The sequence below is a fragment of the Parashewanella spongiae genome (assembly GCF_004358345.1).
GTDB classification, from domain to species: domain Bacteria; phylum Pseudomonadota; class Gammaproteobacteria; order Enterobacterales; family Shewanellaceae; genus Parashewanella; species Parashewanella spongiae.
Map to the genome: position 1 here is coordinate 238020 of NZ_CP037952.1, position 24302 is coordinate 262321.

Consider the following 24302-nt stretch of genomic DNA (forward strand, 5'->3'; position numbering starts at 1 on the left):
CATAACTTCACATCAGGGAAGGGGCTCAGTGTTACACCCGTTTTTTAACGTAACTTTTGAGGTGAAATTGCCATATGGCTAACACTCCAGTAAATATCAGAATATTACAGCGAAAACTTTACTTACGCTCAAAGCTTAACTCGGAGCTTCGATTTTACAGCTTGTACGATAAACTCAGTCGCCTAGATATACTCGAAGAAGCCTATCGACGATGCAAAGCCAATAAAGGCGGAGCAGGAATTGATGGCATCACATTCAGTTATCTAGAGCAGCAAAAGAAAGTCGTTGCGCTGTTAAAAGAAATTCAAACTCAATTACAACAGAAAAACTATCGACCTAGCCCAGTCAAACGAGTAGAAATACTCAAAGACAACGGCAAAACGCGGAAACTTGGGATCCCGATAATCAGTGACAGAATTGTGCAAATGGCGATGACAATAGTGATGCAACCCGCCTACGAACCTCATTTACATGAACACAGTTATGGTTATCGTCCATGTCGAAGCGCCCAGCAAGCGGTAAAAGTCATTGAAATGAGCCTAAAACAAGGCTATCAGCACGTACTTGATGCTGACTTGAGCGCCTATTTCGATACCATCCCGCACGCTAAGTTGATGGCAAAAGTAGAAAGGCGAATAAGCGACAGCAGCTTTCTGAGTTTGCTGAAAAGCTTTATCAAAGCGCCCATCAGCATAGAGACGGTCAACGGGAAATGGCGAATAGAAGCAAGCCGATGTGGCACTCCGCAAGGCGGAGTTATCTCTCCACTACTGGCTAACATCTATCTCAACGATTTCTGTTTGAAAATACACGAAAAAACACCGTGTAAAATCGTTACCTATGCAGATGATTTTGTTGTACTTTATAAGCAAACCTACACACAAGAGCAACTGGACTGGATAACACAGCAATTAAGTGATGAAGGTCTGAAGCTAAATCAAAGTAAAACCCACTGTGTGGATATGGGAAAGCTGATGAATGAGTTTGATTTCCTCGGTTTTAACTTTCAACGGATCACAGGCCTCATCAAAGGCACCAGTTACATCAAGATACAGGCGTCTAAGAAGAGCCAAACAAAGCTGAAAAATAAACTCAGAGACATAGTGAAACACCGAACCTCAAATACACTTGGCGTACTGATAAATAAGGTTAATCAAGTTCTGAGGGGATGGAAACACTATTTTGGTGGGATAGGTTATCCCAGAGGTGTATTTTTCAGAATAAATGGATTTGTAGTAAACCGGTTCTATCGCTGGCATCGTCGCTTAAGTCAACGTCGAAGCAAGTATCTATCACGAGGTGCTTACGAAAAATTACGCCAAGCTGGTCTTGAGTATTTACCCACGACAAGATGATAAGCAAAGTGAAGGGGCTGAGAGAAGTGTAACAACAGAGCCGTGTGAGGGAAAACCTCATGCACGGAATCGAAGAGGGGCTGCTGGATAAGCGATAGCGAAGCCAGTAGCCTACTCTACTTAAAACAAAAATGCAATTAACATTTTAATATTGTCGTTGTTCTATGATATTCATTTTATGATGCGATCATACTAAAAAGTGTGCTCGCGAGTATCAAGTTATATGGACAGACTTGCTCAATACTATCATTCCTGAGTTGAATCTATCCTCGATAAACTCAAGTTCAAATTCATCTTTGAGAAAACTTATCATTCCACTTTTTAACGTATTATTACCATGATATCCAGTTATGATCGATGTTATGTTGTTTTCATTGTTTTTTTTGTGGTAACAAAATAATAGTTTTGCGAAAGCTAATGGAACACCTCGAATATGTGTACCATTGCCTGAATGTCCTTCGAAGATTTTATCCATATGCAAATCGATACAATGATTCATTAAGCCAACATTTTTTTTATATATTCCTTCTGTTATCCCTTTATCAATCATGCTTGCAAAATTATCTTTTTCAAGCGGCGCAAGTTGAGCATGTATTTGTGAAGGAGTACTCATGTCACATTTGTTCATTATTTTTTCTAAATACCATATTTCAGCGTCAAATTCCTTAGCCTTAATACATACTTTAATAAAGGCATTGTAAATGGCAACATCAGGCTTGATGCCCCATTGTTGCATTAAGCTGGCTGTATCATCATCGCCCAACACCAATGATTTGGCTTCTGAATAACGCCCTGTTTCAGCGCAGGCAGCCAGCAAATTCAGGCAAGCGATTGAATCAGCCTTTAGTGGTAGATGAGGTGCCATCACAGGCTTATCACCACACACCAGTTGCCAAGCACTATCAAACTGGCCCGTTTTAGCGCATACCGTGATAAAGGAACTGTAAACGGGAACATCAGGCTTGATGTTCCATTGTTGCATTAAGCTGGCTGTATCTGTATCGCCCAACACCAATGATTTAGCTTCTGCATAACGCCTCGCTTCAGCGCAGGCAGCCAGCAAATTCATGCAAGTGATTTGATTGGCCTTAAATGGCAAATGAGGTGTCATCAAGGGCTTATCACCACACACCAGTTGCCAAGCACTATCAAACTGGCCAGTTTTAGCGCATACCGTGATAAAGGCACTGTAAATGGCAACGTTAGGCTTGATGCCCCATTGCTGCATTAAGCTAGCTGTATCGCCATCGCTCAACACCAATGATTTGGCTTCTGCATAACGCCCTGTTTCAGCGCAGGCAGCCAGCAAATTCAGGCAAGTGATTGAATCAGCCTTTAGTGGTAGATGAGGTGCCATCACGGGCTTATCACCACACACCAGTTGCCAAGCACTATCAAACTGGCCCGTTTTAGCGCATACCGTGATAAAGGTGCTGTAAACGGCAACATCAGGCTTGATGCACCACTGCTGCATTAAGCTGACTGTATCGCCATCGTCATCGCCCAACACCAATGACTTGGCTTCGACATAACGTCCCGCTTCAGCGCAGGCCGTCAGCAAATTTAGGCAGGTGATTGAATCTGCCTTTAGTGGTAGATAAGGTGCCATCACAGGCTTATCACCACACACCAGTTGCCAAGCACTATCAAACTGGCCTGTTTTAGCGCATACCCTGATAAAAGCATTGTAAATGGCAACATCAGGCTTGATGAACCACTGCTGCATTAAGCTGGTTGTAGCTGTATCGCCATCGCCCAACACCAATGATTCGGCTTCTGCATAACGCCCCGTTTCAGCGCAGGCAGACAGCAAATTCATGCAGGTGATTGAATCTGACTTTAGTGGTAGATGAGGTGCCATCACAGGCTTATCACCACACACCAGTTGCCAAGCACTATCAAACTGGCCTGTTTTAGCGCATACCCTGATAAAAGCATTGTAAATGGCAACATTAGACTTAATGCCCCATTGCTGCATTAAGCTGGCTGTATCGCCATCGCCCAACACTAATAATTTGGCTTCGGCATAACGCCCCGCTTCAGCGCAGGCCGTCAGCAAATTCAGGCAGGTGATTTTATCGGCTTTTAATGGCAAATAAGGCGTCATCACAGGCTTGTCACCACACACCAGTTGCCAAGCACTATCAAACTGGCCTGTTTTAGCGCATACCCTGATAAAAGCATTGTAAATGGCAACGTTAGGCTTGATGCGCCACTGCTGCATTAAGCTGGCTGTAACTGTAGTTGTATCACCCAATACCAATGATTTGGCTTCTGCATAACGATCCATTTCAGCGCAGGCCGTCAGCAAATTCATGCAGGTGATTTGATTGGCTTTTAATGGCAAATGAGGTGCCATCACGAGTTTATCACCACACACCAGTTGCCAAGCACTATCAAACTTGCCAGTTTTAGCGCATACCGTGATGAAGGCATTGTAAATGGCATCATCAGGCTTGATGCCCCATTGTTGCATTAAGCTGGCTGTAGCTGTATCGCCCAACACCAATGATTTGGCTTCTGTAAAACGCTCCATTTCAGCGCAGGCCGTCAGCAAATTCATGCAGGTGATTTGATTAGCTTTTAATGGCAAATGAGGTGCCATCACGGGCTTATCATCACACACCAGTTGCCAAGCACTATCAAACTGGCCAGTCTTAGCGCATACCGTGATAAAGGCATTGTATATGGCAACATCAAGCTCAACGCCCCATTGTTGTATTAAGCTGGCTTCAGCTGCATTGCTTAGCACCAACCTTTTGGCATCTGAATAATTTAAATTTAACTTAATTAATTTCAATAATAGTGTGCATGTTTTCGATTCATAGAACGATTTAAATCGTGTTATGTCACTAAAAATGCCGTCAAAATTAGATGAATGGCTGTCAGAAAACTCGGCCGCTTTGTGTAACAGTTTATGGATTAACCTTATGTCCCATGATGTTTCCATGACCTGTTTGTCGCTTTTTAGGCTGTGAATGATTTCAATAAGCTGCGAAAGTTTAGTGCAACCACCAATTAATACATTTAACTCAATACCCAGTTGATTCTTGGTTTTCTGTTTAAGTTTCCAAGAGTGGATGAGCGCACTAGTCTGAGTAAAAAAGGAATTAGGTGAGGAAGGTGGTTGCTGTATTTGCTTGGTATATCGAATGCTCGATTTAGGAGTAATGGAGCGGGGCTCAGTTGCAAAACGTTGGCGAACATTACTTGGCTTCATACAATAATGAGTCTCTCGTGTGCGAGAGTTAGAGCGAGTCGACGATGACTTATTGTTGAAAAAATCATACAGCTTTTGTCTATCGGTTTTGTTTAATCTTTGATAACCCTGTTGTAAGTTTTCATCACCATCAAACCTTGAAACCTCAAAGTTAAGATAGGATAGAGCTTCGCTAGGGTATTCTTGGAGGCTTTTGAGCATGAATCTATATATTGATTGTTGCTCAGCAGGAGTGCGCACTGTCGCCATCACATTACTCAATAAGTGAGTGAATTAACAAGCTAAGAAATAACGCACTGAAATGATAAATACAAAAATATTCAGCTTTAAGGCATTCTATAAATGTATAACAGAAAATTATCCACCACACAGGGAGCCGTTTGGTAGCTCATAGCTGTATCTCAGACTCAAAAAAATAATGAAATTGTGCGTAAATTGGTTCAGTCCAAAAAATGAGTTAAGAATTATCAAACTATATTATTTTTTAAACTCATTTGTTCCAAAAAAATTATCAAACTTCACGTGAAAACCTGTCAATTTTAGGGTTGATTTAAGCCATTTTATATCAACCTTTATTATCAACAGAAATTTATGTGCTTCATTTTGTTGGCCGTGTCATCGCACTCCTTGCAGGGCACATTTGAATTCGCTCGTGAAAAAATATTAATTTCATAAAGTTGATGTTGATGCGTTATAACCTCGTTAGTGAATATGAGTGCCTAATGCAATAAACCTAAAAACATCAGTTGAACGCTGAGTATATGAGTAATACCAATTACAGTAATTAAATTCTCAGCTCAGAGCTATGTATGTGTTCAAAGTACAAGTGAAATTGATGAAGGCATAGTTATTACCGACATACAAAACTGTCGTTATTACATTGCTACGTTGAGACAATTTTGCGTAGTAATTTGAAAACATACAAGCTCCCGAAGGGCAAGACTAAAGGATTCCATTACTAGGTTACAAGTTTTTGGATTATCCCGAAAGTACTTCAAACTTGCGCCTTGTACTGAAATCCTTTAGCTCTTACTGAGTGGGAAGTTAATTATTGTAATTGGTATAACTGTTTGAGCAATACGATGATTTTATCATCATGGCTTTCACCCAATGAGTGAAGTGCTCTACGTTCAAAAGCTTGCTAAAATGACTGCTATCTGCGTTGTAACTTTTATAAGTAGAATAACTACTTGCTGCAAGCTACGCCTTACTATCAGCCATTTTTTCTACGCTTGAGAACGCAGTCAACTGATGTTTCTAGGGTAAAGCATTGCTGGTGTGATTTATGATTTGAACACGTTTTCATGGGTGAAATTATATGATTGAAGTAGCGCGGTCATTTTTTTTAGCTCCAAACATTACTGCCGAAAGTGATTATCGATCCTCTTGTAACTTGAAATTAATTGAAGACGTATCCACAGAACTTGGCTCAGAAACTGAGTCATCGCTGACTGTGCTCGCCAACAATGTCTGGAAATTAAATCGAGCGACTGAAACAGCCAATGCTGATGCATTGAGAGCATACTTTTGTAATATTCAAACCTTATTACCAACTGCTGATAAAGAACGAATTTCGTTTGCATTAGATAAATATGATTCTGAAGCGGGAGCCATGCAACGAGTGTCGCTTGGGATTGATGGGCAGGTTGTGTTCTCAAAAGAGCTACGGGAAATATCTGAATTTCATTCCGATGAAGGGTCAAGACATAGTGCAACGCGCGATGAGGCTTTGAGAATAAATGGAGAAGAGCTAAAGCAGCTTAAACGGCGTGTAACGGCGGCAAGTATTGCGCCTGAGTTGTTAGATGTAACCGAACAAGTGACTTTCACGCAACAAGAAGGCCCTGTAGAGGTTGATTTTGATTCTAAAGTGGTGACGAGAACAGAAGTTCAGCAAGGAAATGCTTATGTCTTAATAGGAGGCCCACTCAATGCAGGTCAACACAAATTAACCTTCAACGTTATCACTGACCTTGGTTCGGCAACTTGCATTGGGCTGGTTCGCTACCCTTTTATTTCTGATAAAGAGTTAATGACAAAGAAGGTAGAACGTTTTTATCATCACCGTAATACCTTCTTATACCGCAGTTATGAAGGAGGTATTTACTTGTGTGGGGATTTAAAGTTATCACTAGCCCCTCTTGAATGTAAAGACGGAAATACCGTTGAACTGGTGATGTATATTGATATGGAAAAAAGGCAGATTGCCTTTTATCGCAATGGCACGTTGATTGGTAATATGCCTCATGGGCTGAATGGCTATGTTCAGCCTGTTATTGCTTTCTATGCGGCATATGAAAAATGCATCAAACTTGTTAAATATGAAGTCAATGACCCACGGCATGTGCATTTCAAAGCATGGCCTATAACTCACAGTGTTCAACCTTTAACAGAGGAACTTGCCTCATCAAAGCGTCAGTCGAATAACCCATTTTTGTGTTTTGATAGAGACAATATTATGGGCGAGATTCATCTGAACCAAGAAGGCAATGCTGTGTTTAGAGATTCTGAACAATCGGGAAATTCTCTTTGCATGTTAAATAAATCGATCCATGAGATTGGGAAACATCAATTTAGTTTTCACATTGAAATTGATAAAGGAGCCAGTACATGCATAGGTGTTACACGTGAGAGCAGCGTAGAAGGGATTGAAAACTCAAAGCAAAAACGAATATATGAGTCTAAAAGTTTGTATGTGTATCGTTCCTATAAAGGAATGCTTTATTCTGAAGGAGAAGCGGATAATAAATCTTTCAAAGAGTTCCATCAAAGCGGCACTTTGTTAGATATGACGATTTCTTTAGAACATTCTGGAGACTCAACGGTCACCTTTTCAGTAAACAATGAGCAGGAACGCGTGGCTTTTACTGCTATAGAACCACCGATGAAACCTGTCGTCGCGTTCTATCAGAAAAAAATCAAACGGGTTGAATTGGTTAGCTATCATTATTCGCCTTATGCGATGGTACATGACGATGGATCGAATATCACCGATAACTGCTTTAGTAGAGCGAAAGAGGATAAATACCGTGCCGATTTATATAAGAAGGACGTTTGGGTGATCGCAGCAAGTTGTATGACGTGTAACGGACCTATCAATAATATTTCATTGCCATGTGGTCATGCGACCTTTTGCACTGAGCATGTACAAGTGACAGCTAAAGGTTACGCCGCTTGCCTAATATGCCAACAACCTGTTACAGGAATATGGAATGTCCTCAATTAAGTACCTGACCATAAGTTTCTTAAGATTTTCTAGTGCCCAGTTTCAGTACTCTACGGTGTTGCAACTTCGGTTACATAGCTACGGCTATGCGCCCTACATTGCGTCTTGTATAGCACTAAACCTGAACACAATAATTATTAAAGAACTTATCGACAGGTACTTAACCTGAGCAGTTCTTACGCACTTTTCAGGTTAGAGACTGTTTACTTTAGCTCATCTTGCCATTTGATTACTGCACCGCGAGTGCCGTCCACCAACTCACTGAATTGTTTTTCTAACACATGCCGCTTGATTTTCAAGGTTGGTGTTAATACATCGTTTTCAATCGTCCATGGCTCAGAGACGATAATAATCGCATCAATTGTGGCGTGTGATTCAAGCGTTGGATTGATACTGTCTATGGTAGCTTTCAATGACGCGCGCACTTCATCTCTCGGTTTAAGTGCCGCGCCTTCGGCCAATTGCACTAAGGCTATCGGATGAGGTAAACCAGAGCCAATTACACACAGCATTTCAATGTGAGTATCTTGTGCCAATTTGCGTTCAATGGGTACAGGCGCGACGTATTTGCCTTTGGCGGTTTTAAAATTGTCTTTTACGCGGCCAGTAATACTTAAATATCCTTGTGGATCGATGGCACAAATGTCCCCAGTGAGGAAAAATCCATCTTCAGTAAATGATGCTTGAGTCGTGACTTCATCTTTATAGTATGCCTTCATCAATCCTGGGCTCTTTACTAATAGTTCGCCATTGTCACCTTGGCGGACTTCACAACCGGCAACGGGCTTACCAATGGTGCCAAGTTTTTCACGATTAAATGGGTAATTGATGATTGAGTAGGCACAGTTTTCTGTCATGCCCCAAGCTTCGCAAATATTCAGTCCGATATTGGCGTACCAATTGAGGGTTGCAGGTGGAATAGGTGCCGAGCCTGAGCCGAGAAGACGACAATGCTCTAAGCCTAAACCTTGTTTGATTTTGCGTTTCACCAACCCACTGATGATCGGGAGTTTTAGTAATAAGTTAAGCTTTTTATCACTACCTATTTTATCAATAATATTCTTTTGAAAAAGACTCCAAAGCCGAGGTACGGAGAAAAATACTGTCGGCGAAGCACGTTTCACATCTTCGACAAATGAATCGAGGCTTTCCACAAAGGCCACAGGAGTGCCTGAGTAAAAAGACGAGCCTTCAATCGCGACACGTTCGGTGATGTGCGCCAAAGGAAGATACGATAACAGCCGATCTTGTTGATCAGTTTGAAGATCGGCTACAACCTTTTGGCAAGTCCAGCCATAACTGGCAAATGTCTGAATCGCGCCTTTGGGACGACCGGTTGAACCTGAGGTGTAAATCAGGGTCATAGTTTGTTCAATATCAGGATATGGCACATCAATCAAAGGTTCGCTAAGTGTGAGTAAATCATTCCAATGATACTGTGAAGGCATAGTATCGTATGGCAGTGAAAGACGAAGAACTTCACCACCAATAGCAGACTCTTGTTCCGCCCAGTAATCCAGTTTTCCCACAAATATGGCTTTTGCAGCGCTGTGCTCGAGTGCATAACTGATGGTATCGGCATTGGCTGTGGGATAAATCGGGACACTGATATAACCACCCAGCATTAATGCAAGATCAGTAATAAACCATTCAGCACAATTTTTGGATAATAAACCAATTTTATCACCCGGCTTGAGTCCTAAATGGCGCAGTGCACCCGCAAGTTGTCGCACCTGAGTTTGAACTTGTAGCCAAGTTAAATCATGAAATTGCCCGTTTATTGGCTGGCGTAGGTAAATATCATCCCCTTGCGTTTTTGCCCAATGGTCGAGCATTTCCACTGGCGTTTTTATTGTGTTCGTCATAGGGTTTCTCCCTGATATTTTAAGGGTTATTATACTTCATTAGAGTTTTGACTCATCAGTATGGCGACTTTTCACAAGTGGCGCAAATGGACTGGAACTATTACAACAAACATAGGTCAACCTAAAACTGGCGAGCACAGTATTCAGGGATGAAAAAATAGGGATTGCGTAAATGAAATTGATCAAATCATGTTTAGTTTTTAGTGTGTTACTTATATTAAGTGCTTGTCAACCTGCTGAAAATGAAGCATCGGCAACACCAAAAAGAGCTGCCATAGAACAAAAGGTGTCTGCGCACACACCACTAGTATTGCAAGATATTTCAGAGCGAGAGCAAGGCGCACAAAATGCCTTGAGTCTATTGTTCAGTATTCCGCTTAACCCTGATCAAAATTTCAGTCGTTATATTGTGATTACGCCGCAATTACCTACTCCAGTATTAAGCGAAAATGGACGTACATTAAATTATTTTGGCTTGTCACCGGACACTCAATACCAAGTGCAAGTGATGGCAGGTCTTGTTGCTGTAAATCAGCAAACTCTGCATCAAGGAAGTCATAAAAGCATTAAGAGCCGCGCGATGTCAGCTATGGTGGGCTTTGAAACTCAAGGTGCGGTTATGGTGCCGGGTAAAGCTGAATCTTTGCCGGTAATTGCCGTCAATGTGCCTGAGGCCGAGTTTAATTTATACCGGGTTAAAAACGACAGCGTTGCTAAGTTTTTCGAGTACGTGAAGTATTACAACATTGAGTCGCTACAAGAGATGCTGACTCATGTTTATACCTCCCGCATTGAAATCAATGATAAAAAAAATGTACGCAATCGGGTGCTACTAGATGTTAATCACTACAAACCGGTTAAAGAGGCTGGGATATATTTTGCGACCTTGGCACGTCCTGGACAATTCAAACCGGATGCGAAAACTTGGTTCAGTATTTCTGCGATTGGATTACAACTTCGAAAGTATCCAAGTCAAACTCGACTGATTGCCCAAGATATTAACAGTGGTGAGCTGCTGTCTGATGTTGACATTCAGATATTGAATCGAAAATCAAAGCTGTGGGGGAAAGGTAAAACGGATAAAGAGGGCGCTTTTGTTTTTTCTTCAGAACCAAGTGGATCTTACCGACAACGGCCGACATTAATTCTGGCTAAAAAAGACAACCAAACTACAGTACTAGAAGTCCAAGGTGCTGAATTCGACTTGTCAAAGTTTGATGTGTCAGGCCGTCCAACACAATCGGTTGAGTTTTTTGTTTATTCGCCGCGAAATATTTACCGCCCGGGAGAAAAGGTGAATCTCAGCGTACTGAAACGAGGAGCAGACGGCGAAAATATTGGTGGGCGCATATACATCGAGCTGCGAAAACCAGACGGGCAAGTTTTTAACCAATGGCAAGTGACCGCCACCGCAGATGGCTATTATCAACTTGATATCGCGTTGCCAAATGCGGCCCAACTTGGTCAATGGCAATTTGTGATTAAGACTTCCAAAGCGTCAGATCAAGCTGAACGTTTTAGGTTCAGTGTTGAAGAATTTTTGCCGGATAGACTGAAACTTAATATCAATCGTGACGACAAAAAGCTTCATAGTTTTGTGAAAGGCCAAACGCCTATAGTCGACGTTCAAGGCGATTATTTGTATGGCGCGCCAGCAGCCGGTAATCGATTGGATACCCAAGTGCGCTTAAGCTCATATGTTGAGCCTTTTTCTCAATGGCCGAAGTTTATGTTTGGTGATAAAGATGCGAAGGCCGATTATCCCATCGACTTACCGACAGCAAAGTTGAATGAAAGAGGGGGGCATCAAACCAAGCTCTCAACGGATATCGGCCTTAAGCAATGGCAAGTACCCACTGCAATTAATCTGAACTACAGTTTATATGAGAGTGGCGGTCGAGCAGTGAATCGTAGCACCCGTCTACTGTATTGGCCAAAAGCTCATTTCGCTGGAGTTAGGCCGTTATTTTCTGACGATCGTGCCAGTCAAAATGAACAGGCCAAATTTGAGCTCATCAATACCGATGAAAACGGCAGCTTGGTGGCTGGTAGCGGTAACATAAAATTGTATCGTGAAGAAAAGCAATATTTTTGGAGTTTTACTCAAAGCCGAGGCTGGCACTATGAAGTTAAAAAGAATGAGTATCTTGCAGCCAGTGATGATGTAAGGTTTTCAACCACATCGCCAGTGTCATTAGCCATGCCCGTCGAATGGGGACGCTATCGACTCGAAGTCACTAATGTAACCTCTCAAGCAAAAACCATTTATCGTTTTGATGCGGGTAAATCATGGTACGCTAATTGGAATAATAACGGCATTCATATTCGACCAGACAGAGTGACTTTGGCTCTGGATAAGGCTGCTTATCATGGCGGTGAAACGGCAAAGGTTCGCATTGCGGCACCGACTAATGGCAAGGCATTGTTATTACTCGAAACGGATACTGTCATCAGTAGTACAATGGTTGAGTTAGCCGATAAACAAGCTGAAGCAAGTTTTACCATCCCCGAAGGTATTGGTCGGCACGATGTGTATTTGAGTGCTTTTGTTGTCGCGCCGGGCAGTGACAGCCAGCAAGTCGCGAAACGAAGCTTTGGTGTCATTCCTGTGAAACTTGTACGCGAACAACGACAGCTTAGCGTTGATATTGATGTACCTGAATCTTGGCGTCCAAATCAAACGGTTCAGGCTGTGGTTTCTGTCGATAGCAATAACACGAAGCAACAACAGAACATCAATGGTGGTGAAATCTATGTGACCTTGTCGGCAGTTGATCAAGGCATACTCAATGTTACAGGATACCGCATTGGCAACCCGTTTGATTTCTTTTATCGCCAACATCAATACAGTGCCGTGATCAGAGATATGTTCGACCAAGTATTGAGTTATGATTGGGCGCAGCAAGCGCTTCAGCGCTGGGGCGGCGATGCTGATCTGACTCGTGGTGGGGCACAGCCTAAAAATCAAGTTCAAATGGTCAGTTTATTCAGTGGCTTGGTCAAAATAAAACAGGGTAAAGCGCAGATCCCACTGGTTTTACCTCAATTTGAAGGTCAGCTTAAGTTAACAGCAGTGGCTTTTTCTGGGGATCGTTTTGGTAAAGCCGAACAGCAAGTGAACATTGCCTCCCCCGTTGTGGCCCAGTTAGCTACACCGAAATTTTTAGCCACTAATGACAGCACGCAATTGGCACTGGATTTAGTCAATATGACGGATACAGAGCAGCAGATCGATCTAGCCATATCCACCTCTGGCGCGGTAGCGACATTAGCCGTCACAGATCCCCTTAAGTTTTCGTTAGCGCCTAACGTCAAACAAACCATCAAAATGCGAATGCTTGCAGACACTCAAGCTGGAACCGCTAACATAAACGCTGAGATTAAAATCAATCATGAGACCCTTAAGCGACATTGGAGTATTGGGGTTCGGCAGCCTCAGCCCGCTATTTACCAACAAAATATTGCTGCGATTGGTGCAGGTGGTGGTGTTGAAATCGACAGGAAAGAATTTTCCGACTTTATTCCCGAATCCGTAGAGCTGCAATTGCAAGTGGCGAGTCAACCAGAGCTAAGTACGGCTGAAAACTGGCGATACTTAAATCAATACCCTTACGCTTGTTTGGAGCAAACGGCCAGTAAAACCAACCCAATAGCTGCAGCTGCATTTGCCCATGTGGATACGAGCCGTTTTAAACAAGATGAAACAACAAGTGAAAATGCGAGTTCATCTTTGTCTTCTTCGCAAAAAGTCACTGATGGAATGAATCGTTTTGCCGAATTGCAGTTGGCGAACGGCGGTTTTGCCTTGTGGTCGGCAGATGGTGCTGAGGAGCATTGGTTAACGGCTTATGCCACAGAGACCTTAATACAATTGGCGCAGGCAGGTTATTCCGTGCCGAATAATTTGCTCAGTCGAGCTCAAAAACGCTTACAAACTTATATAAATGCTCGTTCCCCTTTGTACGTGCGTCACTGGAGCCAAGCACCTTCTCATTATCAATTGGCTTACAAAACCTATGCCGCCTACTTGTTAGCGCAAAGCGGAAAGGTCGCGTTAGGTCCTTTGCGCGATATTGCTGAACGTGAACTGAATAATGCTCAATCACCACTGCAAGGCGTACAACTTGGTTTAGCGATGATGTATTCAGGTAGTAAAGCAGAAGGTGAGAAAATTATTGCTAAAGCACTTAAAAAACATCGTCATACCAGCATATATTTAGGGGATTACGGCAGCGTTATTCGTGATGAGGCAATGCTCATCCATGCATTGATCAGCGCCGATGTCATGGTACAAAAGGCGATGGAACGTTTGCTTGATCTGCAAACCTTGCTCAATCGCGCTAGTTATTTAAGCACACAAGAGCGCAGTAGCTTATTTCGCTTATCCATGATCTTAGAGCAACAAGCTACAGCCGATGATTGGCATGGGGAGCTTCAAGTTGGGACAAATAAGCAACAAATAAAACAGGCTGGCCGCTATTTGAAAACACTGGCTGTTGAAGCTGAAAGTGAGCCGATCCGTTTTATCAATCAAACCGATAATAGTTTGTTCGCGGGCTTTATTTATAGCGGGGTACGCAAACAACCACAGTTTGAACTTAACCGCGGCATTAAAGTCCGCACTCGTCATTATTTGCTTAAATCTGGAATGGCGTCAGCCCTTGAGGATCTATCTGATCTGCATATTGGAGACTTGGTATTGACTCGGGTTAACATGCAGTCAAACGAGCGGATCTCGGATGCCCTTTTGGTCAATTTGATGCCTGCAGGGCTGGAGTTAGAGAATCAAAATCTTGAACATGCTTTAAAGCTATCCAATCTGACAATTGACGGTAAATACATTAAGAATAATGCTAATATTGAGTACCAAGCCTTCCGAGATGATCGTTATGTGGCGGCGTTGGATCTACCTAAAGGTACAGAGCAAACTCTTTATTTTATTTCGCGCGCAGTAAATCCTGGCGTATATCAAGTGCCACCGGCTCTGGTTGAGTCCATGTATCGACCACAGCTACGAGGAATTGGTAATCATTATCAAGCCTTAAAAGTTATGGAGTAAGCCAGATTTTGTTTGCGGTATTGAAGAGGGATTGGCTAAAGCGCGTTATTTTATTGATTGTCATCACTCTTGGCCTAGGCATGGGGGCATTCGTCATTGCCGACTGGTTGTGGCCGTTGCAAGGAGTGCCTGTCACGGCAAACAATGAAACTTCTACAGATGCGTCGCTGGTGGTTGGTGGAAAAGGGACACCTTTGCGGGCATTTTCTGATCCTCAGGGGATCTGGCGTTACCCCATTCGGGTTGACCAAGTATCCGATGACTATTTGCAAGCTTTATTGGGTTACGAAGATAGATTTTACTACTACCATTTTGGCATTAACCCTGCGAGTCTTTCACGTGCGGCGTGGCAATGGTTACGACACGGTAAAGTGGTGTCAGGAGGCTCTACACTGACCATGCAAGTAGCGAGAATATTCTATCCTCATGCTCGCACCATAAGCGGCAAATTGTATCAAATGTTTCGTGCTTTGCAGCTTGAGTGGCACTTTTCAAAACAACAAATTTTAACGCTTTACATTAATTATGCACCTTATGGCGGTACGATTCAGGGGGTACAAGCAGCCAGCCTGCAATATCTGCAAAAAAATGCCTCAGAGCTTCGTCCCGCCGAAGCAGCATTGTTAGCTATTCTACCTCAAGCGCCTTCTCGATTGCGGCCAGACAGACACCCAAAGCGTGCACAACAAGCCAGAGACAAGCTGCTAGATAGATTAAAAAAATTCAACCTTTGGTCTTTAAATAAAGTGAACCGAGCCAAGCAAGAGTCGGTAGCCGTTTGGCCTTTATTTCGTCCGATGCAAGCGCCTATTTTGGCGCAGCGCCTGAAACAACAATATCCACAGCGCTCCGTTATTCAAACCTATATTGATGAAAACTTACAGTACTGGTTAACTGATTATGTAAAATCGTATGCCAAGGCGCAGGGAAAAGAGATCTCAACTGCCGTCTTAGTGGTGGAAAACCAAAGTCACCGAATAAAAGCCTACCTCGGATCAGCGGATTTTTTAGATACGACCCGAGCTGGGCAGGTCGATATGATCACGGCGCTGCGATCACCGGGTTCAACCTTGAAACCTCTGTTATATGGGCTGAGTTTGGATGATAATTTGATCCACTCGCAATCATTAATGGCCGATGTTCCTCGAGTGAATAGCCAGTATAAACCGCAGAATTTTTCAAAAGGGTTCAGCGGGCCTGTTTCAATCTCAGAAGCTTTGCAACGTTCCCTTAATTTGCCATTCGTACAATTGATAGAAGCCTACGGAGAGCAAAAATTTGCCAATGAATTAGCTCATGTAGGACAAACTCTTACCCTCCCATCAGGGGTACCAAATAGCGCGATGATTTTAGGTGGCGTGGGTATTAATTTACAAAAATTAGTTAGTTTGTACTCGTCGTTAGCGAATAAAGGCAAGGTGTATCCCTTGCAATTTACTCGTAATGAAAAAAAACGTGAAGGGCGATCTTTGATGAGTGAAGCTGCGGCGTGGATCACTTACCAGACCTTATTAGGGGTTAAACCTCCGACAACACAAGTAGGGTTATCAGCAGAGTTAGCACCTAAGATTGCATGGAAGACAGGAACCTCATTCGGTAATCGTGATGTATGGGCGATTGGAGTTACGGCGAATTATACCGTCGGGGTGTGGCTTGGTCGCCCAGATGGCAAACCAATGGCAGATAAATTAGGCGCGACAACAGCTGGACCAATGCTATTTTCAGTATTTCAGCGCTTGGTTAGTAGTAATGAAAATAAGGTTAAGCATATTGAGCAGCCAGCATCAGTAATTGAAACTAGGATTTGTTGGCCCGACGGACGTGATCAAAAAATGGTGAAGCAAGGATGTGATAAACAACAGACAGCGTGGACCATAAATGGCGTCACCCCAAGAACGTTAAATGTTGATGGCAAAGATGGTTTCTTTAATCCTGAAATGCATGCCGTAATTGATGAAATTTCTGGAATGAGGCTCGACAGGTTTTGCCAGCCGCTACAAGAAAAGGGCATGCATACTCGTTTAACTGAATCAAAGTCGGTCTATCTATGGCCAGCGGCATTAGAATCATGGTTGCCTCAGTCATTGAAACAAACGAGTAAATTACCGCCTTATTCATCTAAGTGCTTAGTGCAAGCTTCAGTAGATCAGCAATTGAGAATTGTTGGTGCAGAAGACGGGCAGTGGTTTAAACTCCCTACATCTAACACAATTTCTAATTATGATATTGCGATGGATATAAGGCTCGAAGTTGAAGGCGCAACTGGCACAGTTGAATGGTATTTCAATGGTAATATCATTTATTCGAATGATACCTACACAAAGCGTGGTAATAAGCTTCAGCTCAAACAATTACACCTAGGGAAAAACCAAATTATCGCTGTGGATAAACTGGGTGCGATTGGAAAGGTAAATTTATTTAGTAAATAATTCCTCGTTATGCCTTCTTATACCAATTACAATAATTAAATGCTCAATTCAGAGCTATGTAAGTACCTGACCATAGGTTTCTTAAGATTTTCTAGTGCCCAGTTTAAGTACTCTACGGTGTTGCAACTTCGGTTACATAGCTACGGCTATGCGCCCTACATTGCGTCTTGTATAGCACTAAACCTGAGCATAGTAATTATCAAAGAACTTATCGGCAGGTACTTAATTATACCAATTACAGTAATTAAATAACCAACTCAGAGCTATGTATGTGTTCAAAGTACAAGTGAAATTGATGAAGACATAGTTATTATCGACATACAAAACTGTCGTTACTTCGTTTCCAAATAAGAAAACGATAACGCAGCAGAAATGACCAATTTACGCTGTCTTCGATGCTTTTGAGCATTCACTGTTCTGTGTTGTGACCAGCTCACTTAGATGGCTAAGCATCACTGCTCACGCCTTGAACCTAAAAACATCAGTTGAACGCTGAGTATATGAGTAACTGTTTGAGCAATATGATGATTTTATCATCATGGCTTTCACCCAATGAGTGAAGTGCTCTACGCTCACAAGCTTGCTCAAATGACTGCTATCTGCGTTGTAACTTTTGCAAGTAGAATAACTACTTGCTGCAAGCTACGCCTTACTATCAGCCATTTTTTCTACGCTTGAGAACGCAGTCAACTGATGTTTCTAGGGAGCGCCACGAAGCGCTTTATTCTGTTGCGGGATTTGTCTCAACGTATACGCAGCCAAGCGATTACATGGCCATAAACCAGAGACAGCAACGTTATTATTTATAATAAGTCCATCAGGTTGAAACGTACCTGACGGGATAATTACCAGTTCATCCCGAAATCTGACGGGCATGCATAATGGGTAACCGCTATGACATGAAGCCCTGTGACAAAGGCCCTGAATAAAGGTTGAGATGCAATGTAGGCCGCAGCATCAAGCGAATTCAGTTAAGCGTCGTAAATCAAAAAATGAAGATGGGGAGTCTTTCCTAGTTGACGAACCCTGACACAAACAGAGAAGCAACTGGTAAATGCATCTGTTTGATCTTCCGGCGTAATATGAAGTGGCATGTATTGAAGGAAATAAAGTGAACGTGGGAGAGCCTGAGTGTTGGAAGGTAGTGACTTCCACTATCCGAATATAAGGTAAACCGAAATTTCAGATAGGGCGCTCAGGCAGTCGGATGAGCCCATAGTACCGTTAACCGTGAAGACAACATAACTTTACATCAGGGAAGGGGCTCAGTGTTACACCCGTTTTTTAACGTAACTTTTGAGGTGAAATTGCCATATGGCTAACACTCCAGTAAATATCAGAATATTACAGCGAAAACTTTACTTACGCTCAAAGCTTAACTCGGAGCTACGATTTTACAGCTTGTACGATAAACTCAGTCGCCTAGATATACTCGAAGAAGCCTATCGACGATGCAAAGCCAATAAAGGCGGAGCAGGAATTGATGGCATCACATTCAGTTATCTAGAGCAGCAAAAGAAAGTCGTTGCGCTGTTAAAAGAAATTCAAACTCAATTACAACAGAAAAACTATCGACCTAGCCCAGTCAAACGAGTAGAAATACTCAAAGACAACGGCAAAACGCGGAAACTTGGGATCCCGATAATCAGTGACAGAATTGTGCAAATGGCGATGACAATAGTGATGCAACCCGTCTACGAACCTCATTTACATGAACACAGTTATGGTTATCGTCCATGTCGAAGCGCCCAGCAAGCGGTAAAAGTCATTGAAATGAGCCTAAAACAAGGCTATCAGCACGTACTTGATGCTGACTTGAGCGCCTATTTCGATACCATCCCGCACGCTAAGTTGATGGCAAAAGTAGAAAGGCGAATAAGCGACAGCAGCTTTCTGAGTTTACTGAAAAGCTTTATCAAAGCGCCCATCAGCATAGAGACGGTCAACGGGAAATGGCGAATAGAAGCAAGCCGATGTGGCACTCCGCAAGGCGGAGTTATCTCTCCACTACTGGCTAACATCTATCTCAACGATTTCTGTTTGAAAATACACGAAAAAACACCGTGTAAAATCGTTACCTATGCAGATGATTTTGTTGTACTTCATAAGCAAACCTACACACAAGAGCAACTGGACTGGATAACACAGCAATTAAGTGATGAAGGTCTGAAGCTAAATCAAAGTAAAACCCACTGTGTGGATATGGGAAAGCTGATGAATGAGTTTGATTTCCTCGGTTTTAACTTTCAACGGATCACAGGCCTCATCAAAGGCACCAGTTACATCAAGATACAGGCGTCTAAGAAGAGCCAAACAAAGCTGAAAAATAAAATCAGAGACATAGTGAAACACCGAACCTCAAATACACTTGGCGTACTGATAAATAAGGTTAATCAAGTTCTGAGGGGATGGAAACACTATTTTGGTGGGATAGGTTATCCCAGAGGTGTATTTTTCAGAATAAATGGATTTGTAGTAAACCGGTTCTATCGCTGGCATCGTCGCTTAAGTCAACGTCGAAGCAAGTATCTATCACGAGGTGCTTACGAAAAATTACGCCAAGCTGGTCTTGAGTATTTACCCACGACAAGATGATAAGCAAAGTGAAGGGGCTGAGAGAAGTGTAACAACAGACCCTAATTACTGTAATTGGTATTGTTTTCCTTTTTTTACTCAGTGAAATCTATTTGTTTTTTATCGATCAGTGATGAGAATTCACTGAGATTGTGAATACTTTTGAACTTTATCGTTAAATAACTGAGATTAAGTGCCGATATAAGGCTAGTAGTTGTATATGTTGTTTACATATTATTAATAGTGAATATTATTTGTGAGCTAAGTTTGTGTTTTTGGCAGCAAGCTTACGGAATTAATTTAGCGATAATAGTTTTAAATTTATATTCAAAGGAAGATGGTGAGATATAAAGGCTGGAAGCCCATGAAACTCTATAACAATATTTATCATAATTATATAAAACATAACAAAGTGTTATGGAGTTTCTTCACATAGCTTAATTTTCGAAAATAACAATAGCGGTGGTTTTGTGATTAAATTTTTGGGGTTTAAACGAGCGTTAATCGCTTCGATGATAGCATTAATAATGGGGTCGTTATTAATTGCCAACTGGATGTCTTATATACAAATTCGAGATGCAACTATCTCGGAAGTTAACCAAACATCACAGCGTATTTTAGATACAGAAGCAACAAAAATTGAGCGATGGTTTCAATCGAAAGCCGACGTGGTTAACGGCCTAGCTTCTGCCTACCAAAATAGCGTGTACCAAAGTGATTTTGCCTCGGTTGCAAGAACGGCTAAAGCAACCAGTAATGTCACCGACATTTTTATTGGTTTTGACGATGGAAACGCCTACTCCACAACAGTAGGTGAGGCGTGGAATGATGGTGTCGCCATTCGTGGCAAATATGAAGTTTTGCAACGGCCATGGTATCGCCAAGCAAAGTCTTCGCAAGTAACCGATATAACAGATGTTTATCCAGATGCAACTACGGGAAATGACGTCGTTTCTATCATGAAATCGATGGGCGATGGTGTCGCTCTCGTTGATATTGAATTAACTATCTTAGAGCAAACCGTAGCGAGTATTAATTATCCTGGCGCTGTAACAGTAATTACAGACGGCAGTGGTAAAGTGATGGCCTCAAACTCCCAAGTTGTCGTGAAAGGCATTCATTTTAGAGATGCAGGTATGAGGGATGTTGAGAATAAAATGCTCTCTCAACCTAAGACAATGCAAGAATACACGCTCAAAGGCATTGATAAGTTGGCGTTTACTCAGGCTATTCCGCTAGTGAACGGTAAAAAATGGCATTTGTTCATTGGAGTAAATAAGTCAGTGGCGTATGCCTCATTGGATGATGTGCTGACACAATCAGTTATTTCGTCTGTTATTATGATTATTGTCAGTATTGTACTGATGTATATGGTACTGCAAATGATCTACCGCCCAATCAATCACTTAAAAGAAATGGCGCTGGATTTATCCAAAGGCAATGGTGATTTAACCAGCCGCTTGTCAATTGATACACAAGACGACTTAGGTGAAATTGCAACAGGCATCAACCAATTTATTGGGCAACTGCAAGCACTCATGCTAGAAGTGAAAAACTCATCAGATTCAATTGATGGCAGTATCGAGCGATTAAAAGCAGAAGCGGATGCCAATAAGCAAATTCTTAATGCACACACTCAAGAAACTGAACAAATTGTTGCCGCCATTGAAGAAATGAGCGCTACTGCCAATGATGTGGCGAGAAATGGCTCGGAAACCGCGGCATTTACTCAAACAACCAATGAACAAGCATTAACGTCTAAGCAAGTGGTCGCACGGGCGACTTCAACCGTGGCGCAGTTGGTACAAGAAGTCGAAGCGACATCAGAGAATATTGCTGAAATTGACCGCGATACCATTGATATTACTAATGTGTTGAAAGTCATTGGTGAAATTGCCGAACAAACTAATTTATTGGCACTTAATGCGGCTATTGAAGCGGCACGAGCCGGAGAGCAAGGGCGAGGTTTTGCCGTCGTCGCCGATGAAGTTAGAGCGCTGGCTGCGCGTACTCAAACCAGCACTGCGGAAATCGAACAGACACTCACTAAGTTACGTAATGGCTCGACATCCGCTATTTCGGCAATGCAGGCAACGAAATCAACTTGTGAGCAGACGGCCGATGCCACAGATAATGTGGCGGAAGATTTGGACGGTATTGTAGAGTCGGTCAACCAGATTAATGATTTAAACACACAAATTGCTACTGCGGCGGAAGAGCAAAGCTCAGTGTCAGACGAAATCACTCGAAACATGGCGGCGATCAGTGAAATGGCGAATGAGCTGTCAATGAACGGTGAGTCGAGTGTTAAGCAAACTTCAAATCTTGCGAATGCCAATTGCGAGTTGAAATCTGTAGTGGGTAAATTTAAGTTGGTGTGACACAGCCGAAATTAGTATAAGCCTGAGTGGCTGGTTGCGTTCATACAGTAGGCCTATTTCTTACTGAATGTTACAACCAGCCATCCATTTACGGCATTGGGATTTAGGTTTTAATCGAGCGGCTAAATTAGGCTTATTGAGCAATAATGCCATTTGGTAAGCCGTCGTGCCCTCACGCATAACTTTTGCAGAAATTATTTTGTTAAATCTTGCTCCATTTGGTTCTGTTAACGCTAAATGGCTTTGTTGAATATGATCAGCAAACTTTGTTATGTCGGCAGCTGTATCAAACATTAGAGAGATGATTGCGGCTTGAACACCTCCTGTATTTTCATGCCAATCAAACTGTTGCAAAGTTTTTTGTAAATGCTTCCCTAATGCGGTAAATGCTCCCCTTTGGTTGGAGCTTAATGAAAGAGTAAGAACATCCTTTTGGCATTGCTTAATTTCATCTTCGAGTGACTCTTTTGAAAATACACACAGGCTAAATTCTTTCACTGTCATAAAAATTTGTTTGTATTGCTTAGAAAGCGTCACTGAAGGTGGCATTGGGCGTTGATGAACAATCGAGTTATGAGAAGCGCCTTTGTCTGCAGCTAATCGATGAACGGAGGGAGATGAGGGCTTTTTATGGAGCTTCCTCTCTATTTGACTTCGGTAGTCTGCCGCAAACTGATCTGCATTTATGGCATGCTGGACTCGTTTTGTTCGGCTTTGTTGATACTCCAATACAACAAGGGAATCTCCAAGTTTCTCTTTACCGATAATTCGTGCCATGTCAATGGCGTCAAGATCAAATAATTGGCTAAGTTTGCTAACTTTACGGTTGATTTTTTCGGCATGATTTTGTTTTATAAAATGAGAAGTTATCCACAATGATTTTTGGATTTTATCGCTTTTCAAAAGCGTATCGGGAAGCATTAAAACCAGAATAAGTCGCCACGACTCATTTGACAATTTACACTCTATCAATTGTAAGCGTTGTAAAATGTCAGCAAAAGAGGCTACGACAGCTTTATCAGCGGTTTTATTGTTAGTGTTTGATTGATTTATCGTTACTACTTTTTCTTTAAGTGTATGTAAAGGTTGTTGTAATAATGGACAAACACCGCTAGCAATAAGACTTATTTTCCCGAAAAACTCTAATTCTTCTTTTAAATCGATTGGATCGAGAGCGATAGAGTGAAGGTGCTGATGAGAGCTGGCTTGAAGTGACGCGTTTTTTGCATACAGTTCTTCAAAGTCTAACAGCTCAACGATTAGCTTGCTTTCATCATGGTGTAAATCTGGCCATTCGGTGCACATTTCAGTTGAACTGCTCACGGTTGGTGAACTCTCTGGTTGAGGAAATTCAGTGATTCTACTTGTTGGTGTGTGGTTGACTCTTGTCGGCGTTGAAGCAGCAAGATGATCAGTCTGTGGGTTCGACATCATTTTACGGTGTGAATAAGGAGATACTCTCAGACTAGGCTTAGTGGCCAGAACTTGCTTGTAGGTTGCAGGTTGTGTGTTTGTAGCCGAACAGACTGAAAAGTTAGGTAAAGATGGCGCTCTGGTTGGCAATGGTGCTTGATAGGCAGGTCTAGCTGGATTGGCCTGATGATGAAAAGGTGCAACCATTACAATCGGTTTTTTAGGTTGTGTTTTAACTGGTTTTTTATCCAAATAGTTTCTAGCATTTTTGAGCATGGTTAAGCACTGGCTGAATAATCCAACCCGAAGAAAAATATTGGATGAAGTGATGCTTGAGGTCACAGCGGCCGAAATTTGAAATAAAGCGATTAGGACTATATTTGGTCTTTTGTGCTCGAGAAATTGCAGTAACTCATTAATTTGTGGAATTAAACTCGCAAAAGGCTCATTTCTTAAAGTGATATCAGGTATCGATGGATTAGAAAGGCAGGCATAAATATAATCGATATTTACTAGCTCTGGACTACTCGGGGGCAGTTTTCGATGTGCTATTTCTTTCAATTCATGGGCATCATGGCGACATTTATTTTTAATTTGTTCATTTGCTGATGGATCCTCAGCCACAGGCATAGAGGCCGTATCAATAGAATCAGCCAAAAAGCTGTTATCAATAATGCTAATTTTTGGAAAAGATATGCTCAATTAACTACCTAATAAAAAGAAGACAGTAATAATTTTGGCATCAATATAAAAAATAGATCAACAATTACAATAGTAGTG

Annotated in this window: 9 protein-coding genes; 6 read left to right on the plus strand and 3 right to left on the minus strand. The window is 42.1% G+C overall.

What is annotated here, in order from left to right; genetic code table 11:
* Positions 1-74 precede the first annotated feature (74 nt).
* On the plus strand, positions 75-1355 hold the full coding sequence (ltrA, locus tag E2I05_RS00980; protein WP_133309420.1) for a group II intron reverse transcriptase/maturase: 1281 nt from the start codon (positions 75-77) through the stop codon (positions 1353-1355).
* Positions 1356-1569: 214 nt separating this feature from the next.
* Here ltrA (E2I05_RS00980) and E2I05_RS00985 read toward each other — a convergent pair whose 3' ends face one another.
* The gene (locus E2I05_RS00985) at positions 1570-4824 is read right to left on the minus strand and encodes a pentatricopeptide repeat-containing protein (protein WP_133309421.1); all 3255 of its coding nucleotides are present in this window, start codon (positions 4822-4824) and stop codon (positions 1570-1572) included.
* Between the two features lie 1069 nt (positions 4825-5893).
* Here E2I05_RS00985 and E2I05_RS00990 point away from each other — a divergent pair.
* The gene (locus tag E2I05_RS00990) at positions 5894-7801 is read left to right on the plus strand and encodes an SPRY domain-containing protein (RefSeq protein ID WP_121854727.1); all 1908 of its coding nucleotides are present in this window, start codon (positions 5894-5896) and stop codon (positions 7799-7801) included.
* Between the two features lie 203 nt (positions 7802-8004).
* On the opposite strand, the gene E2I05_RS00995 is transcribed toward E2I05_RS00990, so the two are convergent.
* Complete coding sequence (locus E2I05_RS00995; RefSeq protein ID WP_121854726.1) at positions 8005-9666, minus strand: AMP-binding protein; 1662 nt, start codon at positions 9664-9666, stop codon at positions 8005-8007.
* 172 nt (positions 9667-9838) lie between these two features.
* Here E2I05_RS00995 and E2I05_RS01000 point away from each other — a divergent pair, with 172 nt between their 5' ends.
* From E2I05_RS01000 to E2I05_RS01015, 4 genes are all read left to right on the plus strand, one after another.
* Complete coding sequence (locus tag E2I05_RS01000) at positions 9839-14725, plus strand: alpha-2-macroglobulin family protein (RefSeq protein ID WP_121854725.1); 4887 nt, start codon at positions 9839-9841, stop codon at positions 14723-14725.
* A 53-nt stretch (positions 14726-14778) separates the two neighbouring features.
* On the plus strand, positions 14779-17154 hold the full coding sequence (gene pbpC, locus E2I05_RS01005; RefSeq protein WP_145964458.1) for a penicillin-binding protein 1C: 2376 nt from the start codon (positions 14779-14781) through the stop codon (positions 17152-17154).
* 1314 nt (positions 17155-18468) lie between these two features.
* Positions 18469-19749, plus strand: coding sequence for a group II intron reverse transcriptase/maturase (gene ltrA / locus E2I05_RS01010; protein WP_133309423.1), 1281 nt, complete (start codon positions 18469-18471; stop codon positions 19747-19749).
* Between the two features lie 449 nt (positions 19750-20198).
* On the plus strand, positions 20199-22109 hold the full coding sequence (locus tag E2I05_RS01015) for a methyl-accepting chemotaxis protein (protein ID WP_243641129.1): 1911 nt from the start codon (positions 20199-20201) through the stop codon (positions 22107-22109).
* A gap of 60 nt (positions 22110-22169) precedes the next feature.
* Here the strand turns inward: E2I05_RS01015 and E2I05_RS01020 are convergent, their stop codons facing one another.
* The gene (locus E2I05_RS01020) at positions 22170-24224 is read right to left on the minus strand and encodes a hypothetical protein (RefSeq protein WP_121854586.1); all 2055 of its coding nucleotides are present in this window, start codon (positions 24222-24224) and stop codon (positions 22170-22172) included.
* Positions 24225-24302: the final 78 nt, after the last annotated feature.